Here is an 18,251-nt window from a genome sequence, read left to right on the forward strand (position 1 = left end):
CGGCAGAAACGACTTGAGGATCGCGCTCGGCATCAGCTACCAGGGTGGCAGCTACCAGGGTTGGCAAAGCCAGCCCAGCGGGCAGACGGTGCAGGACCGGCTGGAGGCTGCCCTGGCCGAGTTCAGCGCCTTGCCTTCGGTCAACACACTCTGCGCGGGCCGAACCGATGCAGGCGTGCACGGCCTGATGCAGGTGGTGCACTTCGACACCGAACTGCAGCGGCCCATGAACTCGTGGGTGCGCGGCACCAACCGCTTTCTGCCGCACGACATCGCCGTGCAGTGGGCCCACCCGGTCCCTGATGCCTTCCATGCCCGTGCCAGTGCCGTGGCGCGCCGCTACGCCTATGTGCTGCTCGAATCGCCGGTACGCCCCAGCTTCGAGTCGGGCCGTGCGGGCTGGGTGTTCCGCCCGCTGGACCAGGCTGCCATGGAGGCAGCCGCTGCGCACCTGATCGGCGAGCACGACTTCACATCTTTCCGCGCGGCCCAGTGCCAGGCCTTGTCGCCCATCAAGGACTTGCGCCGCATCAGCATCAGCCGCAGGGGCGCCTACTGGCGCTTCGACTTCGAGGCCAACGCCTTCCTGCACCACATGATCCGCAACATCATGGGCTGCCTGGTGGCCGTGGGGCAGGGGCTGCGTCCACCCGAATGGATGGCTCAGGTGCTGCAGGCACGCAGCCGGGAGGTGGCCGCCCCCACCTTCTCACCAGACGGGCTTTACTTCGTCGGCCCGCTTTATGATGCGCAGTGGGGCCTGCCCGACACTGTGCCGGGGCTGGACTGGCTCCCCTGAATGCTCCCCGCCATGCCTCGTACACGCATCAAGATCTGTGGCCTCACGCGTGAAGAAGACGTGCGCCACGCCGTGCATGCCGGAGCGGACGCCATCGGCTTCGTGCTCTACCCGCCCAGCCCGCGCGCCGTCTCACCCCAGCGTGCCGGTGAGCTGGCCCGCATGCTGCCCCCCTTTGTCACACCGGTGCTGCTGTTCGTCAACGCCACCGCCGAAGAAGTGCGGGCGGGTGTGGCAGCGGCACCCAACGCGCTGCTGCAGTTTCATGGCGACGAGACGCCCGCCGAATGTCTGCTCCATGGCCGCCCCTACATCCGCGCTGCCCGCGTGCCCACGGGCGATGGCGCGGCGGGCTTCGATCTCCTAAAATACGCTGAACAGCACGCCGCCGCGCAGGCCATCCTGCTCGACGCCCACGTACAGGGCTACGGTGGCGGCGGAGTTTCCTTCGACTGGACAGCCTTCAATTGGTCACACCCGCAACTAAACGCCAGCGCTCGCCTCGTTTTGTCTGGTGGACTCACACCTGCAAATGTGACCGCTGGCGTCCGTCTCGTGCGCCCCTGGGCGGTTGACGTCAGCTCCGGCGTGGAAAGCGCCAAGGGCATCAAGAGTCCCGAGCTGATCGACCGCTTCATCGAGGCCGTGCGCCTGGCCGACGCGTCCTGACACCCCTGCGGCCGAACACTTGCCCCGGCAACGTTCGGCTCCCTGGCGAGGTCTGTCTGGAAGGGGCCTTCAGCCACGCCCTCCCTGCGCCCAGCCTGTTCCCTTCAGGCCCGGCACCCCGGCACCCAACGAATCAAAAGCCATGTACGAATACCACCAACCCGACGCACGCGGCCACTTCGGCCCCTATGGCGGCAGCTTCATCAGCGAAACCCTCACCCACGCTATCAACGAACTGCGCGAGGCTTACGCCAAGTACCAGCACGACCCCGAATTCCTGCGCGAATTCCGCTACGAGCTGGCGCATTTCGTGGGCCGCCCCTCGCCCATCTACCATGCGGCGCGCACCAGCCGCGAACTGGGCGGGGCACAGATTTTCCTCAAGCGCGAGGACCTCAACCACACCGGCGCCCACAAGATCAACAACGTGATCGGCCAGGCCATGCTGGCCAAGCGCATGGGCAAGCCGCGCATCATTGCCGAGACCGGCGCGGGCCAGCACGGTGTGGCCACCGCCACCATCTGTGCCCGCTATGGGCTGGAGTGCATCGTCTACATGGGCGCCGAGGACGTGAAACGCCAAAGCCCCAACGTCTACCGCATGAAGCTGCTGGGTGCCACCGTGGTGCCGGTGGAAAGCGGCAGCAAGACGCTGAAGGACGCGCTGAACGAAGCCATGCGCGACTGGGTGACGAACGTGGAGAACACCTTCTACATCATCGGCACCGTGGCGGGCCCGCACCCCTACCCCATGATGGTGCGCGACTTCCAGAGCGTGATCGGCGAGGAATGCCTGACGCAGATGCCCGAGATGCTGGCCGACCTGAAGCTGCCGGGTAACGGCAGCGAGCTGCAACCCGACGCGGTGGTGGCCTGTGTGGGCGGTGGCAGCAATGCCATGGGCATTTTCTACCCTTACATCGCGCACGAGACAACCCGCCTGATCGGCGTGGAAGCAGCCGGTGAAGGCATGGACACGGACAAGCACTCGGCATCGCTGCAAAAAGGCAGCCCCGGCGTGCTGCACGGCAACCGCACCTACATCCTGCAGGACGACAACGGCCAGATCACCGAGACGCACAGCGTCAGCGCGGGCCTGGACTACCCCGGCGTGGGCCCAGAACACGCCTGGCTCAAGGACATCGGCCGCGCCGAGTACGTCGGCATCACCGACAAGGAGGCACTCGAAGCCTTCCACCATCTGTGCCGCACCGAAGGCATCATCCCCGCGCTGGAGTCCAGCCACGCCCTGGCCTACGCCATGAAACTGGCCAAGACCATGCGCACGGACCAGTCCATCCTGGTGAACCTATCGGGCCGGGGCGACAAGGACATCGGAACCGTGGCCGACCTGTCGCAAGCCGACTTCTACTGCCGCCCCAGTTGCCGTGGCCAGTCCGTCAAGGGCGGCGAGCAGCCGGTGAACCTGATCAAAGCCGGAGCCGGAACCGAGCAATGAGCCGCATTGAAAACACCCTGAAGAACCTGAGCCAGCAGGGCCGCAAGGCCCTGATCCCCTACGTCACCGCTGGCTTCCCGTACGCGGACGTGACCCCCGAACTCATGCATGCCATGGTTCAGGCCGGTGCCGACATCATCGAGCTGGGCGTGCCGTTTTCCGACCCCATGGCCGATGGCCCGGTGATCCAGAAGGCGGGCGAGAAGGCCCTGACCTTTGGCATTGGCATGACCCAGGTGCTGGACATGGTGCGCACCTTCCGCCAGACGGACGCTGCCACCCCGGTGGTGCTGATGGGCTACGCCAACCCGGTGGAGCGCTACGAACTGAAACACGGCCAGAACGCGTTCGCGCGTGACGCCGCCGCTGCCGGTGTGGACGGCGTATTGATCGTGGACTACCCGCCTGAGGAGTGCGAGGCATTCGCCGCCACGCTGAAGGCCAACGGGCTGGACCTGATCTTCCTGCTGGCCCCCACCAGCACGGACGAACGCATGGCCCAGGTCGGGCGCATTGCCAGCGGCTACGTGTACTACGTGTCGCTCAAGGGCGTCACCGGCGCGGGCCACCTCGACACCGGCGCTGTGGAAGCCATGTTGCCACGCATCCGCCAGCACGTGAATACCCCGGTGGGCGTGGGCTTTGGCATACGCGACGCCGCCACAGCCTGCGCGGTTGGCCGAACGGCCGACGCCGTGGTCATCGGCACGAAGCTGATTCAGGTCATCGAGAACGAGCCGCGCACGGGCGTAGCACCTGCCGCGGCCGCCTTCCTGGGGGGAATCCGGCAGGCACTGGACGGCTTGGGCGCATAATGTCGCCCATTCAAGAGCGCCCCGCCCCTGGCGGCGGCTGGCGCTGCCTTTGACCAGCAAGGAGAAACCATGTCCTGGCTTGAAAAACTGCTACCCCCAAAAATTTCCCCCACCGACCCGACCGAACGCCGCAGCGTGCCCGAAGGCCTGTGGATCAAGTGCCCCAGCTGCGAGGCCGTGCTCTACAAGAGCGATCTGGAGAAAAACCAGAACGTGTGCCCGCATTGCGCGCACCACCACCGCATTGGTGCCCGTGCGCGGCTGGACGCCTTCCTTGACGCGGAAGGCCGCTACGAGGTGGGCCAGGAGGTCATCCCGGTCGATGCACTGAAGTTCAAGGACAGCCGCAAGTACCCCGAGCGCCTGAAGGAGGCCCTGGAGGCCACGGGCGAAACCGACTCGCTCATCGTCATGGGCGGCTCGGTCATGAGCATCGAGATCGTGGCCGCGTGCTTCGAGTTCGACTTCATGGGCGGCTCCATGGGCTCCGTGGTGGGCGAACGCTTCGTGCGCGGCGTGGAAACTGCCATCGAACAGAAGGTGCCCTTTGTGTGCTTCACCGCCACGGGCGGCGCCCGCATGCAGGAAGGCCTGCTGAGCCTGATGCAGATGGCCAAGACCAACGCCGCCCTGACGCGCCTGGCCAAGAAGGGGCTGCCCTACATCAGCGTGCTGACCGACCCCACCATGGGCGGCGTGAGCGCGGGCTTTGCCTTCGTGGGTGACGTGGTGATTGCCGAGCCGAAGGCGCTGATCGGCTTTGCCGGCCCGCGCGTGATCGAGAACACCGTGCGCGTGAAGCTGCCCGAGGGCTTCCAGCGTGCCGAGTTCCTGCAGACCAAGGGCGCAGTGGACTTCATCTGCGACCGCCGCGAACTGCGTGGCACCGTGGCCAACGTGCTGGCCATGCTGCAGCGCCAAAGCGCCGACGCCGTCGCCTGACGGCACGCCTTGCGGGCCCGCTGCGTTGAACATCCCCCTGTTCCCGCTGGGCACCGTCCTCTTCCCGGGCGGCAGCCTGCCCCTGCAGATCTTCGAGGTGCGTTACCTCGACATGGTGCGGCGCTGCCACCGCGAAGACGTACCCTTCGGCGTGGTCTGTCTGACCGAAGGCAGCGAGGTGCAGCAGCCCGACACCGGCAGCGGCGGCTTCCTGCGCGAGGGCTTCCACGACATCGGCACGCTGGCCAGCATCGTGGAGTTGGAGCAGCCCCAACCCGGGCTGATCCTGATAGCCTGCGAGGGACTGCAGCGGTTCCGCGTGACGCACAGTGAAAAGCGCCCGCACGGCCTGTGGGTGGCCGACGTGGACCTGCTGCCCGCCGACAACCCCGTCCCCGTGCCGCCCGAGCTGCAAGGCATCCCCCGGATGCTGCGCCAGCTCCATGAACGCCTGCAGGCCGAACAACCGGGCGCCATCGCCCCTTACCCCCCGTACCAGCCCGACCAAGGCCCCTGGCAGGACGCTGGATGGGTGGCCAACCGCTGGGCGGAGCTGCTGCCCTTGCCGGCCGATATCAAGCAGCGGCTGCTGACGCTGGACAGCCCCCTGCTGCGGCTGGAGCTGGTGGGCGATGCGCTGGAGCAGTTGGGCATCGCAACGTGAAGGCCCGCTGGCCGCTCACTCCTGCATGAACCTTTCCACCAGGTCACGAACGATCTGAAGCCCGGGCACCTCGGCACGGTTGTCCAGGGTCACCAAACCGAACCGTGCTGTTGCGTTGAGCGGAGGCACCGTCTCCAGCCGGACCAGGCCGCGTCCTGCCGCATTGATCGTCAGAACGATCGCATCGCAGTCTCGCGCCACGTCCACCAGGGTCTGGGTATCGTCACACCGCAACGAAACCATGTCGTCGGGATTGGCGGCGGGGCCATAGCGTTCGGTGAGGATGCGCGCCACCTCGTCGCTCAGCGGTGTTGACGCGATGGGGTAGGCCAGCAAGGCCTCAAAGGGCACCGGGCTGCCCCTTACCTGCAGGGGATGCCCCTGCCGGCACAGGAAACTCGCCGCCATTTCGGTCTGCAAGGAAACCCGCAGATCTGAGGCTGGGCGCATCGCCCGGATATCCACCACCACGGCGTCCAGACGCCTTGCGCGCAACGCATGGATGAGCAGTTCCGTGTGGCCCCTGGAAATCTCCAGATGCAGCTGCGGATGGTGTTGCGCCACGTGCAGCAACATGGGTGCGGACAGCAGCGCCCCCGGGCCGGAACTCAACCCCAGCCGCACCGTACCTGCAAAGCCCGCCTGCATCTGCCGCCCCAGGGTCTTGAGCGACTCCGCCTCCTGAACCAGGATCTTGGCCCTGGGTAGCAACTGCTGCCCGACGACGGTCAATTCGATGCGGCGCCCCACACGGTCAAACAAGGCCTGGCCCAGCTCGTCCTCAAGCGCCTGGATGCTCCTGGACAAGGCGGGCTGCGTCAGAAACAGCGCCTTCGACGCCCTGGCGAACGAGCCGCATTCCGTCAGCGCGATGAAGTGCCTGAGCTGGACAAGAGTCATCGGTGATCAATGAGTTTGAATTATCAATAAATATACAACAATGCATTGGACTTCAATTCACCGAATTCCTAACATGCAGCAAAGTTCATGTTTTTGGGTTTTCAGCAGGATTGTTCGTCATGCCCTCTTCGTCCGTATTGTCCGCCCCACCCCGGCCCGTGGCCTCCCTGGATGCGTCCGTCGTCCAGGAGTGCATTGAAATCCGCCGCGACATCCACCGCCATCCGGAGATGGCATTTGACGAGCACCGCACCGCCAACCTGGTGGCAGACCGTTTGCGCTCCTGGGGCTACCAGGTCACTTCGGGGCTGGGCGGCACTGGCGTGGTGGGGCAGCTGGTTCGTGGGCATGGCACCAAGCGGATCGGCCTGCGTGCCGACATGGATGCCTTGCCGATTCTGGAGAACAGCGGCAGGCCTTGGAGCAGTTGCCACCACGGCGTCATGCACGCCTGCGGGCACGACGGCCACACCGCCATGCTGCTGGCTGCGGCGAAGCATCTGGCGCTCCACGGCAAGTTCAACGGAACCCTCAACGTCATCTTCCAGCCCGCAGAAGAAGGGGCCGGCGGTGCATTGAAGATGATGGAGGACGGCCTGTTTGAGCGTTTTCCGTGCGATGCCATTTTTGCCATGCACAACATGCCGGGCTATCCCCAAGGGCAGCTGGTGTTCCGCAACGGTCCCACCATGGCGTCGTCGGACTACGTCACCGTCACCGTTCGCGGACGCGGAGGGCACGGGGGCATGCCCCACCGCGCCGACGACCCGCTGGTGGCAGCGGCATCCATGGTGATGGCCTTGCAAACCATCGTGTCCCGCAACACCGACCCCATGCAGCCGGTGGTCATCACCGTCGGGGCGCTCAACGCCGGGCACGCCAACAACGTCATCCCCGACACAGCGACGCTGGAAATCGGCGTTCGCGCGCTGGACCCCCAGGTGCGCAAAGACACCGAGCGGCGCCTGAAGGCGCTGATACGGGCGCAGGCCGAAAGCTTCAACGTGCTGGCCGACATCGACTGGCGCCCGGGTTACGCGGTGCTCGTCAACAGCGCGCGCGAGACCGAGCAGGCGCTCGACGTGGCACGCCGCCATTTCGGCGAAGACCGCGTCAATCCCAACGGCGCCATGCTGACAGGCAGTGAGGACTTCGCGTTCATGCTGGAACGGGTACCTGGCTGCTACCTGTTCATTGGCAACGGCACCGACGGCGAGCCGGGCGGATGCATGGTGCACAACCCGGCCTATGACTTCAACGACGACAACGTTGCCGTAGGCGCAGCCTATTGGGCAGCCCTGGTGCAAGACCTGCTGGCTGCCTGACAGACCGTTTTCCCCACCACCTCAAAACCACCCAAGAAGGAGACAACATGAACCCGCGCACACCCCTTCCTCGCCTGGCCGCCGCGCTTGCTGCCACCGTGCTGGCCGCAGGCGCCGCACAGGCCCAAACCACCACCCTCACGCTGTCCAGCTGGGTGCCACCAACCCATTACGTGGTGAAAGACATCCTGCAGCCGTGGATGGAGGACGTGAAAAAGGCCACCGATGGCCGCGTGGTCATCAACCTGCTGCCCAAGCCTGTCGGCGCACCGGCCCAGCATTGGGAGCTGGCCCGAAAAGGCGTGGCCGACATCACCTGGGGCAACTTCACCTACGAGCCGGAGCGCTTCAAGCACGTGTGGTTTGCCGAACTGCCGATGATGGGTTCGAACGCGGAGGCCACCTCGGTGGCGCTCTGGCGCACCTACACCCAGTTCCTCGCAGGCAACGAGGCCTTCAAGGGTGTCGTCGTGCTGGGTACGGGCATGCTGGGCGGCGGCCAGTTCCACCACCCGGGCAAATCGATCCAGATGCCCGACGATCTCAAGGGGCAGAAGGTCCGCATGGGCGGCCCCATCCAGAAGCGCCTGCTCGAGGATCTGGGCGCCGTGCCTGTGTCCGGCCCGGGCACCAAGGCCTACGAACTGCTGGAAGGCGGGGTCATCGACGCTTCACTGCATCCGTTGGAATCGGTGGTGAACTTCCGGCTGGATGGCAAGCTCCGGCACCACACCATCGTGCCCGAAGGACTGTACGACGCAGCGTTCTTCATTGCCATCAACGAAGGCAAGTTCAAGAGACTCAGCGACGCCGACCAGCAGGCAGTGCTGAAGGTCTCGGGTGAGGCATTGGCGCGGCGCTGGGGGCAGGAATTCGACCGGCAGAACCGGGCCGCTGAAGCCCGCATGCGCAGCGACGGGCATGTGTTCACCCAGCCCAACGCAGCCCTGCTGGAACGCATCCGCAAGGTGCGCACCGAACTGCTCAAGGAACTGGCAGCCGATGCACCCAGCTTCGGTGTCAAGGACCACAACGCCATGGTCACCTTCTACGAAAACGCCTACAAGGCACAGACCAAGTAAACCGGTGGCCCACACGTTTTCAGAAGGCGGACCATGCACCACCTGCTCAACATCGCCCACCGCTTGGTCAGCGCGCTGCTGGTTTCAATGCTCAGCGCGATGGTCATCCTCAACTTCACTGACGTGCTGGGCCGGCGCCTGTTCAACACCCCGGTGTTCGGCGCCAACGATCTCACCGAGCACCTGATGGCCATCATCATCTTCGCCGGGCTCCCGCTGCTCACTGCCCGGCGCGGACACCTCAGCATCGACCTGTTCGACCGCTGGCTGCTCCGCCCCCGCTGGCGCCTCTGGCACAAAGCGGTGGACGTGCTCGTGGCTGCGGTGCTGGGCCTGATCGCCTACGAGTATTACCTGGCGATCGAAGAGGCGCAGGCCATCAACGAAATCAGCCCCGCGCTGACCATTCCACGCTACTGGATGTACACATTCATCGCCGCGACCACGGCCTTGGCAGCGGTGGCTGCCCTGTTCGTGCAGGCCCCACACTCCGAACACACTCACGAGGAGGCGGCATCATGACCGCTGGACTGATCTGCCTGGGCGCCGTGCTGCTGCTGGCCTTTCTGCGCGTGCCACTGGGCATCGCATTGCTGGCGGTTTCGGTCGGAGGCATTGCGTTCCTCAACAGCTTCGAGGTGGCACGCACCTTGATCCCGATGACGTTGACCGAGGCCGCGTTCTCCTACGAACTGGCAGTGGTTCCTCTGTTCATCCTCATGGGCAACGTGCTGTCGCGAACAGGAATCTCTGAAGACCTGTTTCGCGCAGCCAATGCCTTCCTGGGCGCCGTTCGCGGTGGCCTGGCCTTGGCCACCATGGTGACCTGCGCTGGCTTCAGTGCTGTCTGCGGCTCCAGTTTCGCCACGGCGGCCACGATGGCCAAGGTGGCCTACCCCAGCATGCAGAAGTACGGCTACTCCGACCGCCTGGCCTCCGCGACCATTGCCGCCGGTGGCACGCTGGGCATACTCATCCCCCCGTCGATCATCCTCATGATCTACGGCATCCTGACCCAGCAGAACATTGGTGAGCTGTTCATTGCAGGCGTGCTGCCGGGCCTGCTGGGTCTGGCCCTGTACATGGGTGCCATTTACGCGATTGCCTGGTTCCGCCCGGAACATGCCCCGCGCGCCGAGAAGACACCCATGGCGCAGCGCTGGCGTTCCCTGGCAGGTGTGTGGCCGTTTCTGCTGCTGTTCCTGCTGATCATCGGCGGACTCTACCTGGGCTGGTTCACTGCCACCGAGGCGGGCGGCATTGGCGCAGGTCTGGCCTTGCTGGTCGCGATGGCGCAGGGACGGCTGGGCTGGCAGCGCTTCTACGAGGTCATGCGCGAAACCGCCATGACTTCCGTGATGCTGTACGTTGTGCTGTTCGGGGCCATGCTTTTCTCCCAGCTGATCACGTTCTCGGGGCTGGCGGACGAACTGCTGGCGCTGGTGCAGGGATCCGGGCTGTCAAGGACCGGAATTCTCCTGGCCATCCTGGCCGTGTTTCTGCTCCTCGGCTGCGTCATGGACGCCATGGCCATCATCCTCATCTTCGTGCCGCTGTTCACCCCCACTCTGGTGGCCCAGGGTTTTGACCTGGTGTGGTTCGGTATTGTCGTGGTGGTGCTGACCGAGATCGGCCTGATCACGCCGCCCGTCGGAATGAACGTGTTCGTGCTGAAGGCGAACCTGCCCCGGGTGCCGGTCGGCGCCATCTTCCGTGGACTGGTTCCGTTCATCGCGGTGGACGTCCTTCGTCTGGGTGTGCTGGTTGCGTTCCCGTCCATCAGCCTGGTGTTGGTGCACTTGATGAGGTAGACACCCCTGACTAGAATGCTGGACATCGATCGGGAGAGACTGGCCCTCAGCGGCCAGCGCCGAAGGAGCAACCGCCCCGGAAACTCTCAGGCCAAAGGACCGGTCGAAGTTGGATGAAACTCTGAAGAGAGGCTGGTGTCGTCACCCAGCCCACCGCAGGAGCAAGTGCACCCGCCACGGGGGCATGAATCTCTCAGGTTCCAAACAGAGGGGGCGTACATCCCGCATGGTGCGGGCTGTACCCATTCCCTTCGACGTTTGGAGCCTGCCTCATGAAATCGATCGCCGTCATCGGCGGTGGCATCACCGGTGTCACCACGGCCTACGCGCTGGCCAAGCGCGGTTTTTACGTCACCCTGTTTGAACAGAACCGCTACGCGGCCATGGAGACATCGTTCGCCAACGGCGGACAGCTTTCCGCATCCAACGCGGAGGTGTGGACCCACTGGTCCACCATACTCAAGGGCTTGAAGTGGATGCTGAAGAACGACGCGCCGCTGCTGGTCAACCCCAAGCCGAGCTGGCACAAGATTTCGTGGTTCCTGGAGTTCATCGGCAACATTCCCCACTACGAACGCAACACCACCGAAACGGTCAAGCTGGCCATCGCCGCGCGCGAGCATTTCTTTGCCTGGGCCCAGGCCGAGGGGCTGGACTTCAACGTGGAAAAGCGCGGCATCCTGCACATCTACCGCGACAAGAAAGGTTTTGACCACGCGGCGAATGTGAGCCGCCTGCTGGCGGCAGGCGGACTGGAACGCCACCCCGTCACACCAGAGGAAATGCGCGCCATCGAACCCACGCTGGCAGGCACCTACTACGGCGGTTTCTACACCGAGAGCGACTCCACCGGCGACATCCACAAATACACCGTAGGTCTGGCCGCCGCTGCCGAACGTCTGGGCGTGACCATTCGCTACGGGCAACAGGTGCGCGATCTGCGCAGCGATGGCGAAACTGCCTTTGTCACGGCACACGAGGATGGACAAGAGCAGACTCACTGCTTTGACGGGCTCGTGGTCTGCGCCGGGGTGGCCAGCCGCAGTCTGGCTGCGCAACTGGGCGACCGCGTCAACATCTACCCGGTCAAAGGCTATTCGATCACCGTCAATCTGATGGACGAACAAAGCCGCGAGGCCGCCCCCTGGGTGAGCCTGCTTGACGACGAAACCAAACTCGTCACCAGCCGGCTCGGGCCGGACCGTTTCCGCGTGGCCGGAACAGCCGAGTTCAACGGTTACAACAAGGACATCCGCGCCGACAGGATCAAGCCTCTCGTCGACTGGGTGAACCAGTGCTTCCCTGGAGTCAACACCCGGCAGGTGGTGCCATGGGCGGGCCTGCGCCCCATGATGCCCGACATGATGCCGCGCGTGGGACGCGGCAAAAAGCCCAACGTGTTCTACAACACCGGGCACGGGCACCTGGGCTGGACCTTGAGCGCCGGGACCGCCGATCTGATCGCGGACGTGGTGGGCGACAGCTACCACAAGCCCGTGCTGGGCGCGGCACCGGCAGCTGCCATGGCCCGGGTCTGACGCGCCCTCGTGGGCGGCACCCGGGACGGCACCGCCAGCGGTGCCGTCAGGGCAGCAGGCCCAGCGCGTGCATGTAACGCGCGTCCACCATCAGTTCGTCCCAGGGCTGGGCGGCGCCCAGCGGCAGCAGGTCCAGGCGGCGCTGCTCGCTGGCGCCACGCGGTTGCCAGCGGCCCTTGATCTGCGCTTCGCTCAAACCGTCGATCAGTTCGTCGATAGGGGCGCCGTCATCCACCACGCACTGGTTGCACAGCAGCACCAGATCGCAACCCGCCTCCAGGGCGGTCACGGCGGCTTCGGTGTAGCTCACTTCCTTGCCATCGATCTGGCGGGCACCGGCCATGCTTAGGTCATCGCTGAAAATCGCGCCTGTAAAGCCCAGGCGGCCGCGCAGGATGTCGTTGAGCCAGCGCGAGGAAAAACCCGCAGGGCGGCCATCCACCTTGGGGTAGATGACGTGCGCGGGCATGACACTGTTCAGGCTCGCGCTCAGCCAGCCATAGGGAGCGGCATCTTCGGTCAGGATGGCCTGGAGGCCGCGTTTGTCCACGGGAATGTCCACGTGGGAATCGGCCTTGACGAAACCGTGCCCCGGAAAGTGTTTGCCACAGTTGCGCATGCCGCTTTGCAGCAGCCCGTGCATGAGCGCCTGCGCCAGCAGGGACGTGACCCGCGCATCGCGCGCAAAGGCACGGTCGCCAATGACGGTGCTGCCGCCGTAATCCAGGTCCAGCACCGGGGTGAAGCTGAAGTCCACCCCGCAGGCACGCAGCTCCGCCCCCAGCACGTAGCCTGCCGCCGTGGCCGCGTTGCAGGCCGCCAGGGCGGCATCGCTCTCCTTGCCAAGCTTGCCACCGAACCACATGTCGCCCAGGGCGCGCATGGGTGGCAGGTGGGTGAAGCCGTCGGTGCGGAAACGCTGCACCCGCCCGCCTTCGTGGTCCACGCAGATCAGCAGGTCGGCGCGCACCTTCTTGATCTGGCGGCACAGCTGGGTGAGCTGCTCGCGGTTCTCCCAGTTGCGGGCAAAAAGGATGACGCCACCCACCAGCGGGTGGGCCAGGCGCTGTTTGTCCGTCTTGCTCAGGCGGGTGCCTGCAACGTCGATGATCAGGGGAGCGTGTTGGGTGTAGGGTGTCATGGCATGCGAGCGTGGGGGTGCTCAGGTTTTTCTACCACCACAAAGCTGGCGGCGTAATCGGTTTCATCGGTGACGCTGACGTGGGCCGTCAGCCCCTGGGATTCAAACCAGTCCTTCAGGCCCCGGTGCAGCACGATGACGGGCTGCCCGCTGGGGAGTTTGTCGATTTCGCAGTCGCGCCAGGTCATGGGCATGCGCATGCCCATGCCGATGGCTTTGCTGAAAGCCTCCTTGGCCGAAAAACGCGTGGCCAGATAGCGGAGGCCCCGTTCCGGCCAGCGCGCGCTGCGCTGGCGCCAGGTGGCCAGCTCCTTGTCGCCCAGCACCTTCTGGGCAAAGCGGTCACCGTGACGCGCCAGGCTCTCGCGGATGCGTCGCACGTCGCAGACGTCGGTGCCTATGCCGTAGATCATGCGCGCGTCAACCTTGCGCGGCTGCGATGCAGCGCAGGTAGTCCTGCACCGTGGCCGCATAACCCATTTCAAGTGCGTCGGCGATCAGCGCGTGGCCGATAGACACCTCGCTGATGCCTGGCACCACACGCAGGAAGTCGGTTAGGTTGTCGCGGTTCAGGTCATGCCCGGCGTTGACGGCCAGGCCCGCGTCCAGGGCCGCCTGGGCAGCAGCGGCAAAACGATCCAGCTGCTGCTGGCGGGCGGCACCGCCTTGCGCGTAGGCTGCGGCGTAGGGCTCGGTGTACAGCTCCACACGGTCAGCGCCCACGGCACGGGCGGCCGCCATCTGGGCAGGTTCGGCATCCATGAACAGGCTGACGCGTACGCCCATCGCATGGGCCTGCCCGATGAGCGGTCGCAACCGCTCAGTGTCTTCGGGGAAGCGCCAGCCGTGGTCGCTGGTGAACTGGCCCACGCTGTCCGGCACGAAGGTGAGCTGGTGCAGCGGCAGGCCGCGCGCCTTCACCTCGCGTGCCACGTCCATGAGGTTGTGGAAAGGGTTGCCCTCGATGTTGTATTCGCGGTCTGGCCACGCCTGCAGCAGCTCTGCCAGGTCGAACACATCGTGACGGCGAACGTGCCGCTCGTCGGGCCGAGGGTGCACGGTGATGCCTTGCGCCCCTGCCTGCAGGCACAGCATGGCCGCGCGGGTGACGCTGGGTATGCCCAGGTGGCGGGTGTTGCGCACCAGCGCGACCTTGTTGACGTTGACGGACAGCGCCGTGCGGCTGGAGGGGACGATAGAAGTCATGGACGGACAGGGGTGGGTTCGGTGGCGGAAGCGCTCATCTGCTGGATATCCACCATCAACTGGCGTGTCTGGAACGTCCGCACACCGCTATGGTAGTGCAGCAGATTGCGCAATTGCTGGCGCAGCGCACCACCGCGATCATCGGCACAGCACTCCAGCAGCGCATTGAAGGAGTGTTCGGCATCCAATGCCTCTTGCAAACGCAGCCAGTGGCTGCCTTCGCAGGCAAGCGTTTCCGGGTGCCGCACCAGACGCAAGCCAGCTTCGGGCACCAGCTCGTAGCGCGCCTGCGGCCGCAAACGGGCCAGGCTCGCGCCCTCTTCGTCCAACGCAGGCAGAAAACCGGCGTCACGCAGCAGCAACAGCTCAAAGGCACGCAAGACGGCGCCCTGCGCGTCGCCGCGCGCCAGCGCCGCCACCGCGCTGGCGTAATGGTCGAACAGCACCGGGTGCGGATCGTCCCGCGCCAGCAGTCGCATCAACAGCTCATTCAGGTAATAGCCCGACAGCAGCGCGTCACCCACCGGCATCACGTGACCGCCTTGCCAGTGCGCCGCCTTGAGGGTGCGCACCTCGGCGTCACCCCCCCAGGACAGGCGCAGCGGCTGCAGGGGCAGCAACACAGGGCGGAACTGGGACGTCGGGCGTTTGACGCCCTTGGCCGCGAGCACCACGCGCCCATGCTGGCGGCTGAACACCTCCAGGATCAGGCTGGACTCGCTCCAGTCGTGCCGGTGCAGCACGAAAGCGGGCTCGTCGTGCACGCGCGGCTGCTTGGCCGGAGGCATGGGGTGCGGGGTTCGCTTACTCGTAACCGAAGGAGCGCACGCGGGCTTCGTCGTCGGCCCAGCCGGAGCGCACTTTCACCCACAGCTCCAGGAACACCTTGCAGTCCCAGAGCTTTTCCAGTTCCTGGCGCGCCTCGGTGCCGATACGCTTGAGCTTCTCGCCCTTTTCGCCGATGACCATGCCCTTGTGCCCATCGCGCTCGACGACGATGGTTGCCGCGATGCGGCGCAGCCTCCCCTCCTCTTCGAACTTGTCGATGACGACAGTGGACGTGTAGGGCAACTCGTCGCCGGTCAGCCGGAACAGCTTCTCGCGCACCATCTCGGCCGCCATGAAGCGCTCGCTGCGGTCGGTCAGCTCGTCCGCGTCGTACATCCACGGCTGCTCGGGCAGGTACTTTTCAACGATGGCGTAGAAGCGTTGAACGTCTTTCGTGTTCTTGGCCGACATGGGCACGAACTCGGCAAACGCGTGCCGCTCCTGCATGCTGCGCAGCCAGGGGGCCAGCTCACCGCGGCGGTGCACCATGTCCAGCTTGTTGGCCACCAGAATGACGGGGATGTTCTTGGGCAGCAGATCCAGCACCTTGGCGTCGGCGAGGTTGAAGTTGCCCGCCTCCACCACGAAAACGATGACGTCCACGTCTGACACGGCGCCCAGCACGGTCTTGTTCAGCGACCGGTTCAAGGCGTTGCCGTGGCGCGTCTGGAAGCCCGGCGTGTCCACGAACACGAACTGGGTGGCCCCCACGGTGCGCAGGCCAGTGATGCGGTGGCGTGTGGTCTGCGCCTTGCGCGAGGTGATGCTGACCTTCTGGCCCACCAGCGCATTGAGCAACGTGGACTTGCCGACGTTGGGCTTGCCGACGATGGCAACGAAACCGCAGCGTTGCGGCCCCTGTGCCTCAGCACGCTCATCAGCGGCATCCGGCGAAGGCTCTGCAACGGGCTTGTGCAAAGCGCGGGAGAGCATCGCCTCCAGATCGTCGTTCGACTGGGGCTGGGGCTTGGGCGTGGCGGACTTGGCGTTCATGGCTTGCGGCTCTTGAGGTATTGCAGCATGGCCGCTGCGGCGGCCTGCTCGGCGGCGCGGCGGGAGGCACCGCTGCCACGCTCTTCGTGGCCGGTTTCGATCTGGCAGACCACTTCAAAGGTCTGGCGGTGGGCTTCACCCGTGGTTGCTGCCACGCGGTAAGCGGGAAGCTTCATTTTGCGGCCCTGCAGCCACTCCTGCAAGGCGGTCTTGGCGTCCTTGCCCTGCACGCTCTGGCCGGGGCTCAGGTCCACCGACTGGTACAGGCGGCGAACCAGGGCATTCGCGGCATCGAACCCGGCGTCCAGGTACACGGCGCCCAGAATCGCCTCAAGGGCATCGGCCAGGATGGACGGCCGCTCGCGCCCGCCGGAACGGATCTCGCCCTCTCCCAGGCGCAACAGCGGCGCGAGCTTGAGCACATCCGCCAGGCCATGCAGCGTGTCCTGCTTCACCAGATTGGCACGGATGCGTGAAAGATCGCCTTCTGGCTGGCTGCTCAACCGCTCGTAGAGCAGGCCCGAAACGGCCAGGCTCAGGACGGAGTCGCCCAGGAATTCCAGGCGTTCGTAATGGTCGGCAGAGAAACTTCGGTGAGTCAGGGCACGTTCGAGCAGCCGCAGATCGGCGAAGCGGTGCCCTAGGCGCTCTTGCAGCGCCAGCAATTCGGGTTTCAAATCAGGTGTGTCCGGTCATTTGGTGCGGCCACGGTACTTCATGACGAGGTAGGCCGGGCCTGCCAGGTGGATTTCCTTGTCATAGGCAAATTCCACCACGATTTTGTCGTTTTCCTTGCTGATCTCGAGATCGCGGCCACTGATGGCCTCAAAGTAATCGACCGCCTTCGATTTGTCGAACGAGCTGCGGATCTCGCCAACCGTGCTGCCGGATTCCGCGGCACGCTGGGCGGCTTTCATGATCGACTGATATTCCAAGACGGTAGGCGCCACCTGGGCCGCCACCACGGCCACCACGGCCACGAGCGCACCCACGAACGCCAGCCCCAGGATGGTCACGCCGCGCTGTTTTTGTTTCATCTGCCCCGCTCCAAGCTTTGATACGACCAAGCTACATCTTAATTCGTAGCCAGCGGACCGGCCATCATTCGAAGGCGCCGATGCGCTTGAAGTCGCCAAAGTTCATCCAGACGAAGAAGGCCTTGCCCACGATGTTCGCTTCGGGCACGAAGCCCCAGTAGCGCGAATCCAGTGAGTTGTCGCGGTTGTCGCCCATCATGAAGTAGTGCCCCTCGGGCACCTTGCAGGCCACCCCTTCAACGGTGTAGCGGCAATGTTCCTTGCCCGGGAAATCGCTGGCCCCGGGGATGAACGCCGGCCGGTCATCGTCGTTGAGGGTGTTGTAGTGCTTGCCGTTCAGAACCTCGCCGAACTGGCGCGAGTAGCGCATGCTGTCCGAATCGTAGAACTCGGGCCTGGCCACCTTCTCGACCGGCTGGCCGTTGACGAACAACTGCTTGTTCAGGTAGGCCACCTCGTCGCCCGGTACGCCCACCACCCGCTTGATGTAGTCCAAGCTGGGCTGGGGCGGGTAGCGAAACACCATCACGTCGCCGCGCTGGGGCTCGTTGTTGCTGATGATCTTGGTGTTGGCCACCGGCAGGCGCACGCCGTAGTGGAATTTGTTGACCAGGATGAGGTCACCCACGCGCAGTGTCGGGATCATGGAGCCCGAAGGAATCTTGAATGGCTCGAACAGGAAGGAGCGCAGGACGAAGACCACGAGAATCACCGGGAAGAGCCCGGCGGTCCAGTCCAGCCACCAGGGTTGCATGAGCAGCCTCTCGCGGGACGCCTGGATGTCCACGTTGTCACCCTTGACACCCATTCTGTCCAGCTCGGCCTGGCGGCGTGCGTGCTCCGCCACAAGGGCGTCCGCTGCGCGCTGGCGCTGCGGCAGGAAGTAAAAACGCTCGGCCAGCCAGTACACGCCGGTGACCACCACCGCCAGCAACAGCAACAGGGCAAAGTTGCCTTCGATCATGCCCAGGTACCACGCGCCGCCGTAAGCGGCAAAGGCACCCAGCACCAGCGCGGTCAGCGCGCTCATGTTCTGGTTGTT

The 18,251-nt window shown here is 65.1% G+C and carries 20 protein-coding genes and 2 riboswitches; of the genes, 11 read left to right on the plus strand and 9 right to left on the minus strand.

Features of this window, described 5'->3' with window-relative positions; translation table 11 throughout:
- Positions 1 to 13: 13 nt before the first annotated feature.
- The 6 genes from truA (at position 14) to ACYVHH_RS01230 (ending at position 5,348) form a co-directional block, all read left to right on the plus strand.
- Entirely contained in the window at positions 14 to 799 is a 786-nt protein-coding gene (truA, locus tag ACYVHH_RS01205; RefSeq protein WP_460563173.1) for a tRNA pseudouridine(38-40) synthase TruA, read from the plus strand.
- Between the two features lie 12 nt (positions 800 to 811).
- On the plus strand, positions 812 to 1,468 hold the full coding sequence (locus ACYVHH_RS01210; RefSeq protein WP_460563174.1) for a phosphoribosylanthranilate isomerase: 657 nt from the start codon (positions 812 to 814) through the stop codon (positions 1,466 to 1,468).
- 142 nt (positions 1,469 to 1,610) lie between these two features.
- On the plus strand, positions 1,611 to 2,927 hold the full coding sequence (gene trpB / locus ACYVHH_RS01215; protein ID WP_460563176.1) for a tryptophan synthase subunit beta: 1,317 nt from the start codon (positions 1,611 to 1,613) through the stop codon (positions 2,925 to 2,927).
- Positions 2,924 to 3,742, plus strand: a complete 819-nt coding sequence (gene trpA, locus ACYVHH_RS01220; RefSeq protein ID WP_460563178.1) for a tryptophan synthase subunit alpha — start codon at positions 2,924 to 2,926, stop codon at positions 3,740 to 3,742. Before trpB ends, trpA begins: the two co-directional genes overlap by 4 nt.
- Positions 3,743 to 3,811: 69 nt before the next feature.
- Entirely contained in the window at positions 3,812 to 4,684 is an 873-nt protein-coding gene (gene accD, locus ACYVHH_RS01225; RefSeq protein ID WP_460563179.1) for an acetyl-CoA carboxylase, carboxyltransferase subunit beta, read from the plus strand.
- Between the two features lie 25 nt (positions 4,685 to 4,709).
- Complete coding sequence (locus ACYVHH_RS01230; protein WP_460563180.1) at positions 4,710 to 5,348, plus strand: LON peptidase substrate-binding domain-containing protein; 639 nt, start codon at positions 4,710 to 4,712, stop codon at positions 5,346 to 5,348.
- Positions 5,349 to 5,363: 15 nt separating this feature from the next.
- Here ACYVHH_RS01230 and ACYVHH_RS01235 read toward each other — a convergent pair whose 3' ends face one another.
- Complete coding sequence (locus ACYVHH_RS01235; protein WP_460563181.1) at positions 5,364 to 6,248, minus strand: LysR family transcriptional regulator; 885 nt, start codon at positions 6,246 to 6,248, stop codon at positions 5,364 to 5,366.
- Positions 6,249 to 6,367: 119 nt separating this feature from the next.
- On the opposite strand from ACYVHH_RS01235, the gene ACYVHH_RS01240 reads away from it, so the two are divergent.
- The 5 genes from ACYVHH_RS01240 to ACYVHH_RS01260 all read left to right on the plus strand — a co-directional run bounded on the left by ACYVHH_RS01240 (position 6,368) and on the right by ACYVHH_RS01260 (position 12,004).
- The gene (locus tag ACYVHH_RS01240) at positions 6,368 to 7,573 is read left to right on the plus strand and encodes a M20 aminoacylase family protein (protein ID WP_460563182.1); all 1,206 of its coding nucleotides are present in this window, start codon (positions 6,368 to 6,370) and stop codon (positions 7,571 to 7,573) included.
- A gap of 47 nt (positions 7,574 to 7,620) precedes the next feature.
- The gene (locus tag ACYVHH_RS01245) at positions 7,621 to 8,655 is read left to right on the plus strand and encodes a TRAP transporter substrate-binding protein (protein WP_460563183.1); all 1,035 of its coding nucleotides are present in this window, start codon (positions 7,621 to 7,623) and stop codon (positions 8,653 to 8,655) included.
- A gap of 33 nt (positions 8,656 to 8,688) precedes the next feature.
- Positions 8,689 to 9,177 carry a TRAP transporter small permease gene (locus ACYVHH_RS01250; protein WP_460563184.1) on the plus strand — a complete coding sequence of 163 codons (489 nt, stop codon included), beginning with the start codon at positions 8,689 to 8,691 and terminating at the stop codon, positions 9,175 to 9,177.
- Positions 9,174 to 10,466, plus strand: a complete 1,293-nt coding sequence (locus ACYVHH_RS01255) for a TRAP transporter large permease (protein ID WP_460563186.1) — start codon at positions 9,174 to 9,176, stop codon at positions 10,464 to 10,466. Before ACYVHH_RS01250 ends, ACYVHH_RS01255 begins: the two co-directional genes overlap by 4 nt.
- A gap of 20 nt (positions 10,467 to 10,486) precedes the next feature.
- Positions 10,487 to 10,578, plus strand: a riboswitch (glycine riboswitch).
- Position 10,579: 1 nt separating this feature from the next.
- A riboswitch (glycine riboswitch) is annotated at positions 10,580 to 10,684 on the plus strand.
- A 54-nt stretch (positions 10,685 to 10,738) separates the two neighbouring features.
- Complete coding sequence (locus ACYVHH_RS01260) at positions 10,739 to 12,004, plus strand: D-amino acid dehydrogenase (RefSeq protein WP_460563188.1); 1,266 nt, start codon at positions 10,739 to 10,741, stop codon at positions 12,002 to 12,004.
- A gap of 46 nt (positions 12,005 to 12,050) precedes the next feature.
- Here the strand turns inward: ACYVHH_RS01260 and nagZ are convergent, their stop codons facing one another.
- The 8 genes from nagZ to lepB all read right to left on the minus strand — a co-directional run bounded on the left by nagZ (position 12,051) and on the right by lepB (position 18,239).
- A complete protein-coding gene (gene nagZ / locus ACYVHH_RS01265; protein ID WP_460563189.1) occupies positions 12,051 to 13,145 on the minus strand; it encodes a beta-N-acetylhexosaminidase in 1,095 nt (364 codons plus the stop codon).
- Entirely contained in the window at positions 13,142 to 13,558 is a 417-nt protein-coding gene (acpS, locus tag ACYVHH_RS01270) for a holo-ACP synthase (protein WP_460563190.1), read from the minus strand. The genes nagZ and acpS overlap by 4 nt, the downstream gene beginning before the upstream one ends.
- A gap of 7 nt (positions 13,559 to 13,565) precedes the next feature.
- Positions 13,566 to 14,351: a pyridoxine 5'-phosphate synthase gene (locus tag ACYVHH_RS01275; protein ID WP_460563191.1), complete on the minus strand. Its 786-nt coding sequence runs from the start codon at positions 14,349 to 14,351 to the stop codon at positions 13,566 to 13,568.
- Positions 14,348 to 15,139, minus strand: coding sequence for a DNA repair protein RecO (recO, locus tag ACYVHH_RS01280; RefSeq protein ID WP_460563192.1), 792 nt, complete (start codon positions 15,137 to 15,139; stop codon positions 14,348 to 14,350). The genes ACYVHH_RS01275 and recO overlap by 4 nt, the downstream gene beginning before the upstream one ends.
- A gap of 16 nt (positions 15,140 to 15,155) precedes the next feature.
- Positions 15,156 to 16,172 carry a GTPase Era gene (gene era, locus ACYVHH_RS01285; protein WP_460563193.1) on the minus strand — a complete coding sequence of 339 codons (1,017 nt, stop codon included), beginning with the start codon at positions 16,170 to 16,172 and terminating at the stop codon, positions 15,156 to 15,158.
- Entirely contained in the window at positions 16,169 to 16,849 is a 681-nt protein-coding gene (rnc, locus tag ACYVHH_RS01290) for a ribonuclease III (protein WP_460563194.1), read from the minus strand. The genes era and rnc overlap by 4 nt, the downstream gene beginning before the upstream one ends.
- Before the next feature lie 15 nt (positions 16,850 to 16,864).
- Positions 16,865 to 17,209 carry a DUF4845 domain-containing protein gene (locus ACYVHH_RS01295; protein WP_460563195.1) on the minus strand — a complete coding sequence of 115 codons (345 nt, stop codon included), beginning with the start codon at positions 17,207 to 17,209 and terminating at the stop codon, positions 16,865 to 16,867.
- Positions 17,210 to 17,273: 64 nt separating this feature from the next.
- Complete coding sequence (gene lepB, locus ACYVHH_RS01300; RefSeq protein ID WP_460563603.1) at positions 17,274 to 18,239, minus strand: signal peptidase I; 966 nt, start codon at positions 18,237 to 18,239, stop codon at positions 17,274 to 17,276.
- Positions 18,240 to 18,251: the final 12 nt, after the last annotated feature.

Source organism: Hydrogenophaga aquatica (assembly GCF_054780915.1).

Coding starts and splice junctions, on each gene's coding strand:
- ACYVHH_RS01255 (WP_460563186.1), top strand. CDS start 9,174: ATGACCGCTGGACTGATCTGCCTGGGCGCCGTGCTGCTGCTGGCCTTT.
- accD (WP_460563179.1), top strand. CDS start 3,812: ATGTCCTGGCTTGAAAAACTGCTACCCCCAAAAATTTCCCCCACCGAC.
- trpA (WP_460563178.1), top strand. CDS start 2,924: ATGAGCCGCATTGAAAACACCCTGAAGAACCTGAGCCAGCAGGGCCGC.
- era (WP_460563193.1), bottom strand. CDS start 16,172: ATGAACGCCAAGTCCGCCACGCCCAAGCCCCAGCCCCAGTCGAACGAC.
- ACYVHH_RS01240 (WP_460563182.1), top strand. CDS start 6,368: ATGCCCTCTTCGTCCGTATTGTCCGCCCCACCCCGGCCCGTGGCCTCC.
- lepB (WP_460563603.1), bottom strand. CDS start 18,239: ATGAGCGCGCTGACCGCGCTGGTGCTGGGTGCCTTTGCCGCTTACGGC.
- recO (WP_460563192.1), bottom strand. CDS start 15,139: ATGCCTCCGGCCAAGCAGCCGCGCGTGCACGACGAGCCCGCTTTCGTG.
- ACYVHH_RS01295 (WP_460563195.1), bottom strand. CDS start 17,209: ATGAAACAAAAACAGCGCGGCGTGACCATCCTGGGGCTGGCGTTCGTG.
- acpS (WP_460563190.1), bottom strand. CDS start 13,558: ATGATCTACGGCATAGGCACCGACGTCTGCGACGTGCGACGCATCCGC.
- trpB (WP_460563176.1), top strand. CDS start 1,611: ATGTACGAATACCACCAACCCGACGCACGCGGCCACTTCGGCCCCTAT.
- ACYVHH_RS01235 (WP_460563181.1), bottom strand. CDS start 6,248: ATGACTCTTGTCCAGCTCAGGCACTTCATCGCGCTGACGGAATGCGGC.
- nagZ (WP_460563189.1), bottom strand. CDS start 13,145: ATGACACCCTACACCCAACACGCTCCCCTGATCATCGACGTTGCAGGC.
- ACYVHH_RS01245 (WP_460563183.1), top strand. CDS start 7,621: ATGAACCCGCGCACACCCCTTCCTCGCCTGGCCGCCGCGCTTGCTGCC.
- ACYVHH_RS01260 (WP_460563188.1), top strand. CDS start 10,739: ATGAAATCGATCGCCGTCATCGGCGGTGGCATCACCGGTGTCACCACG.
- ACYVHH_RS01250 (WP_460563184.1), top strand. CDS start 8,689: ATGCACCACCTGCTCAACATCGCCCACCGCTTGGTCAGCGCGCTGCTG.
- ACYVHH_RS01210 (WP_460563174.1), top strand. CDS start 812: ATGCCTCGTACACGCATCAAGATCTGTGGCCTCACGCGTGAAGAAGAC.
- ACYVHH_RS01275 (WP_460563191.1), bottom strand. CDS start 14,351: ATGACTTCTATCGTCCCCTCCAGCCGCACGGCGCTGTCCGTCAACGTC.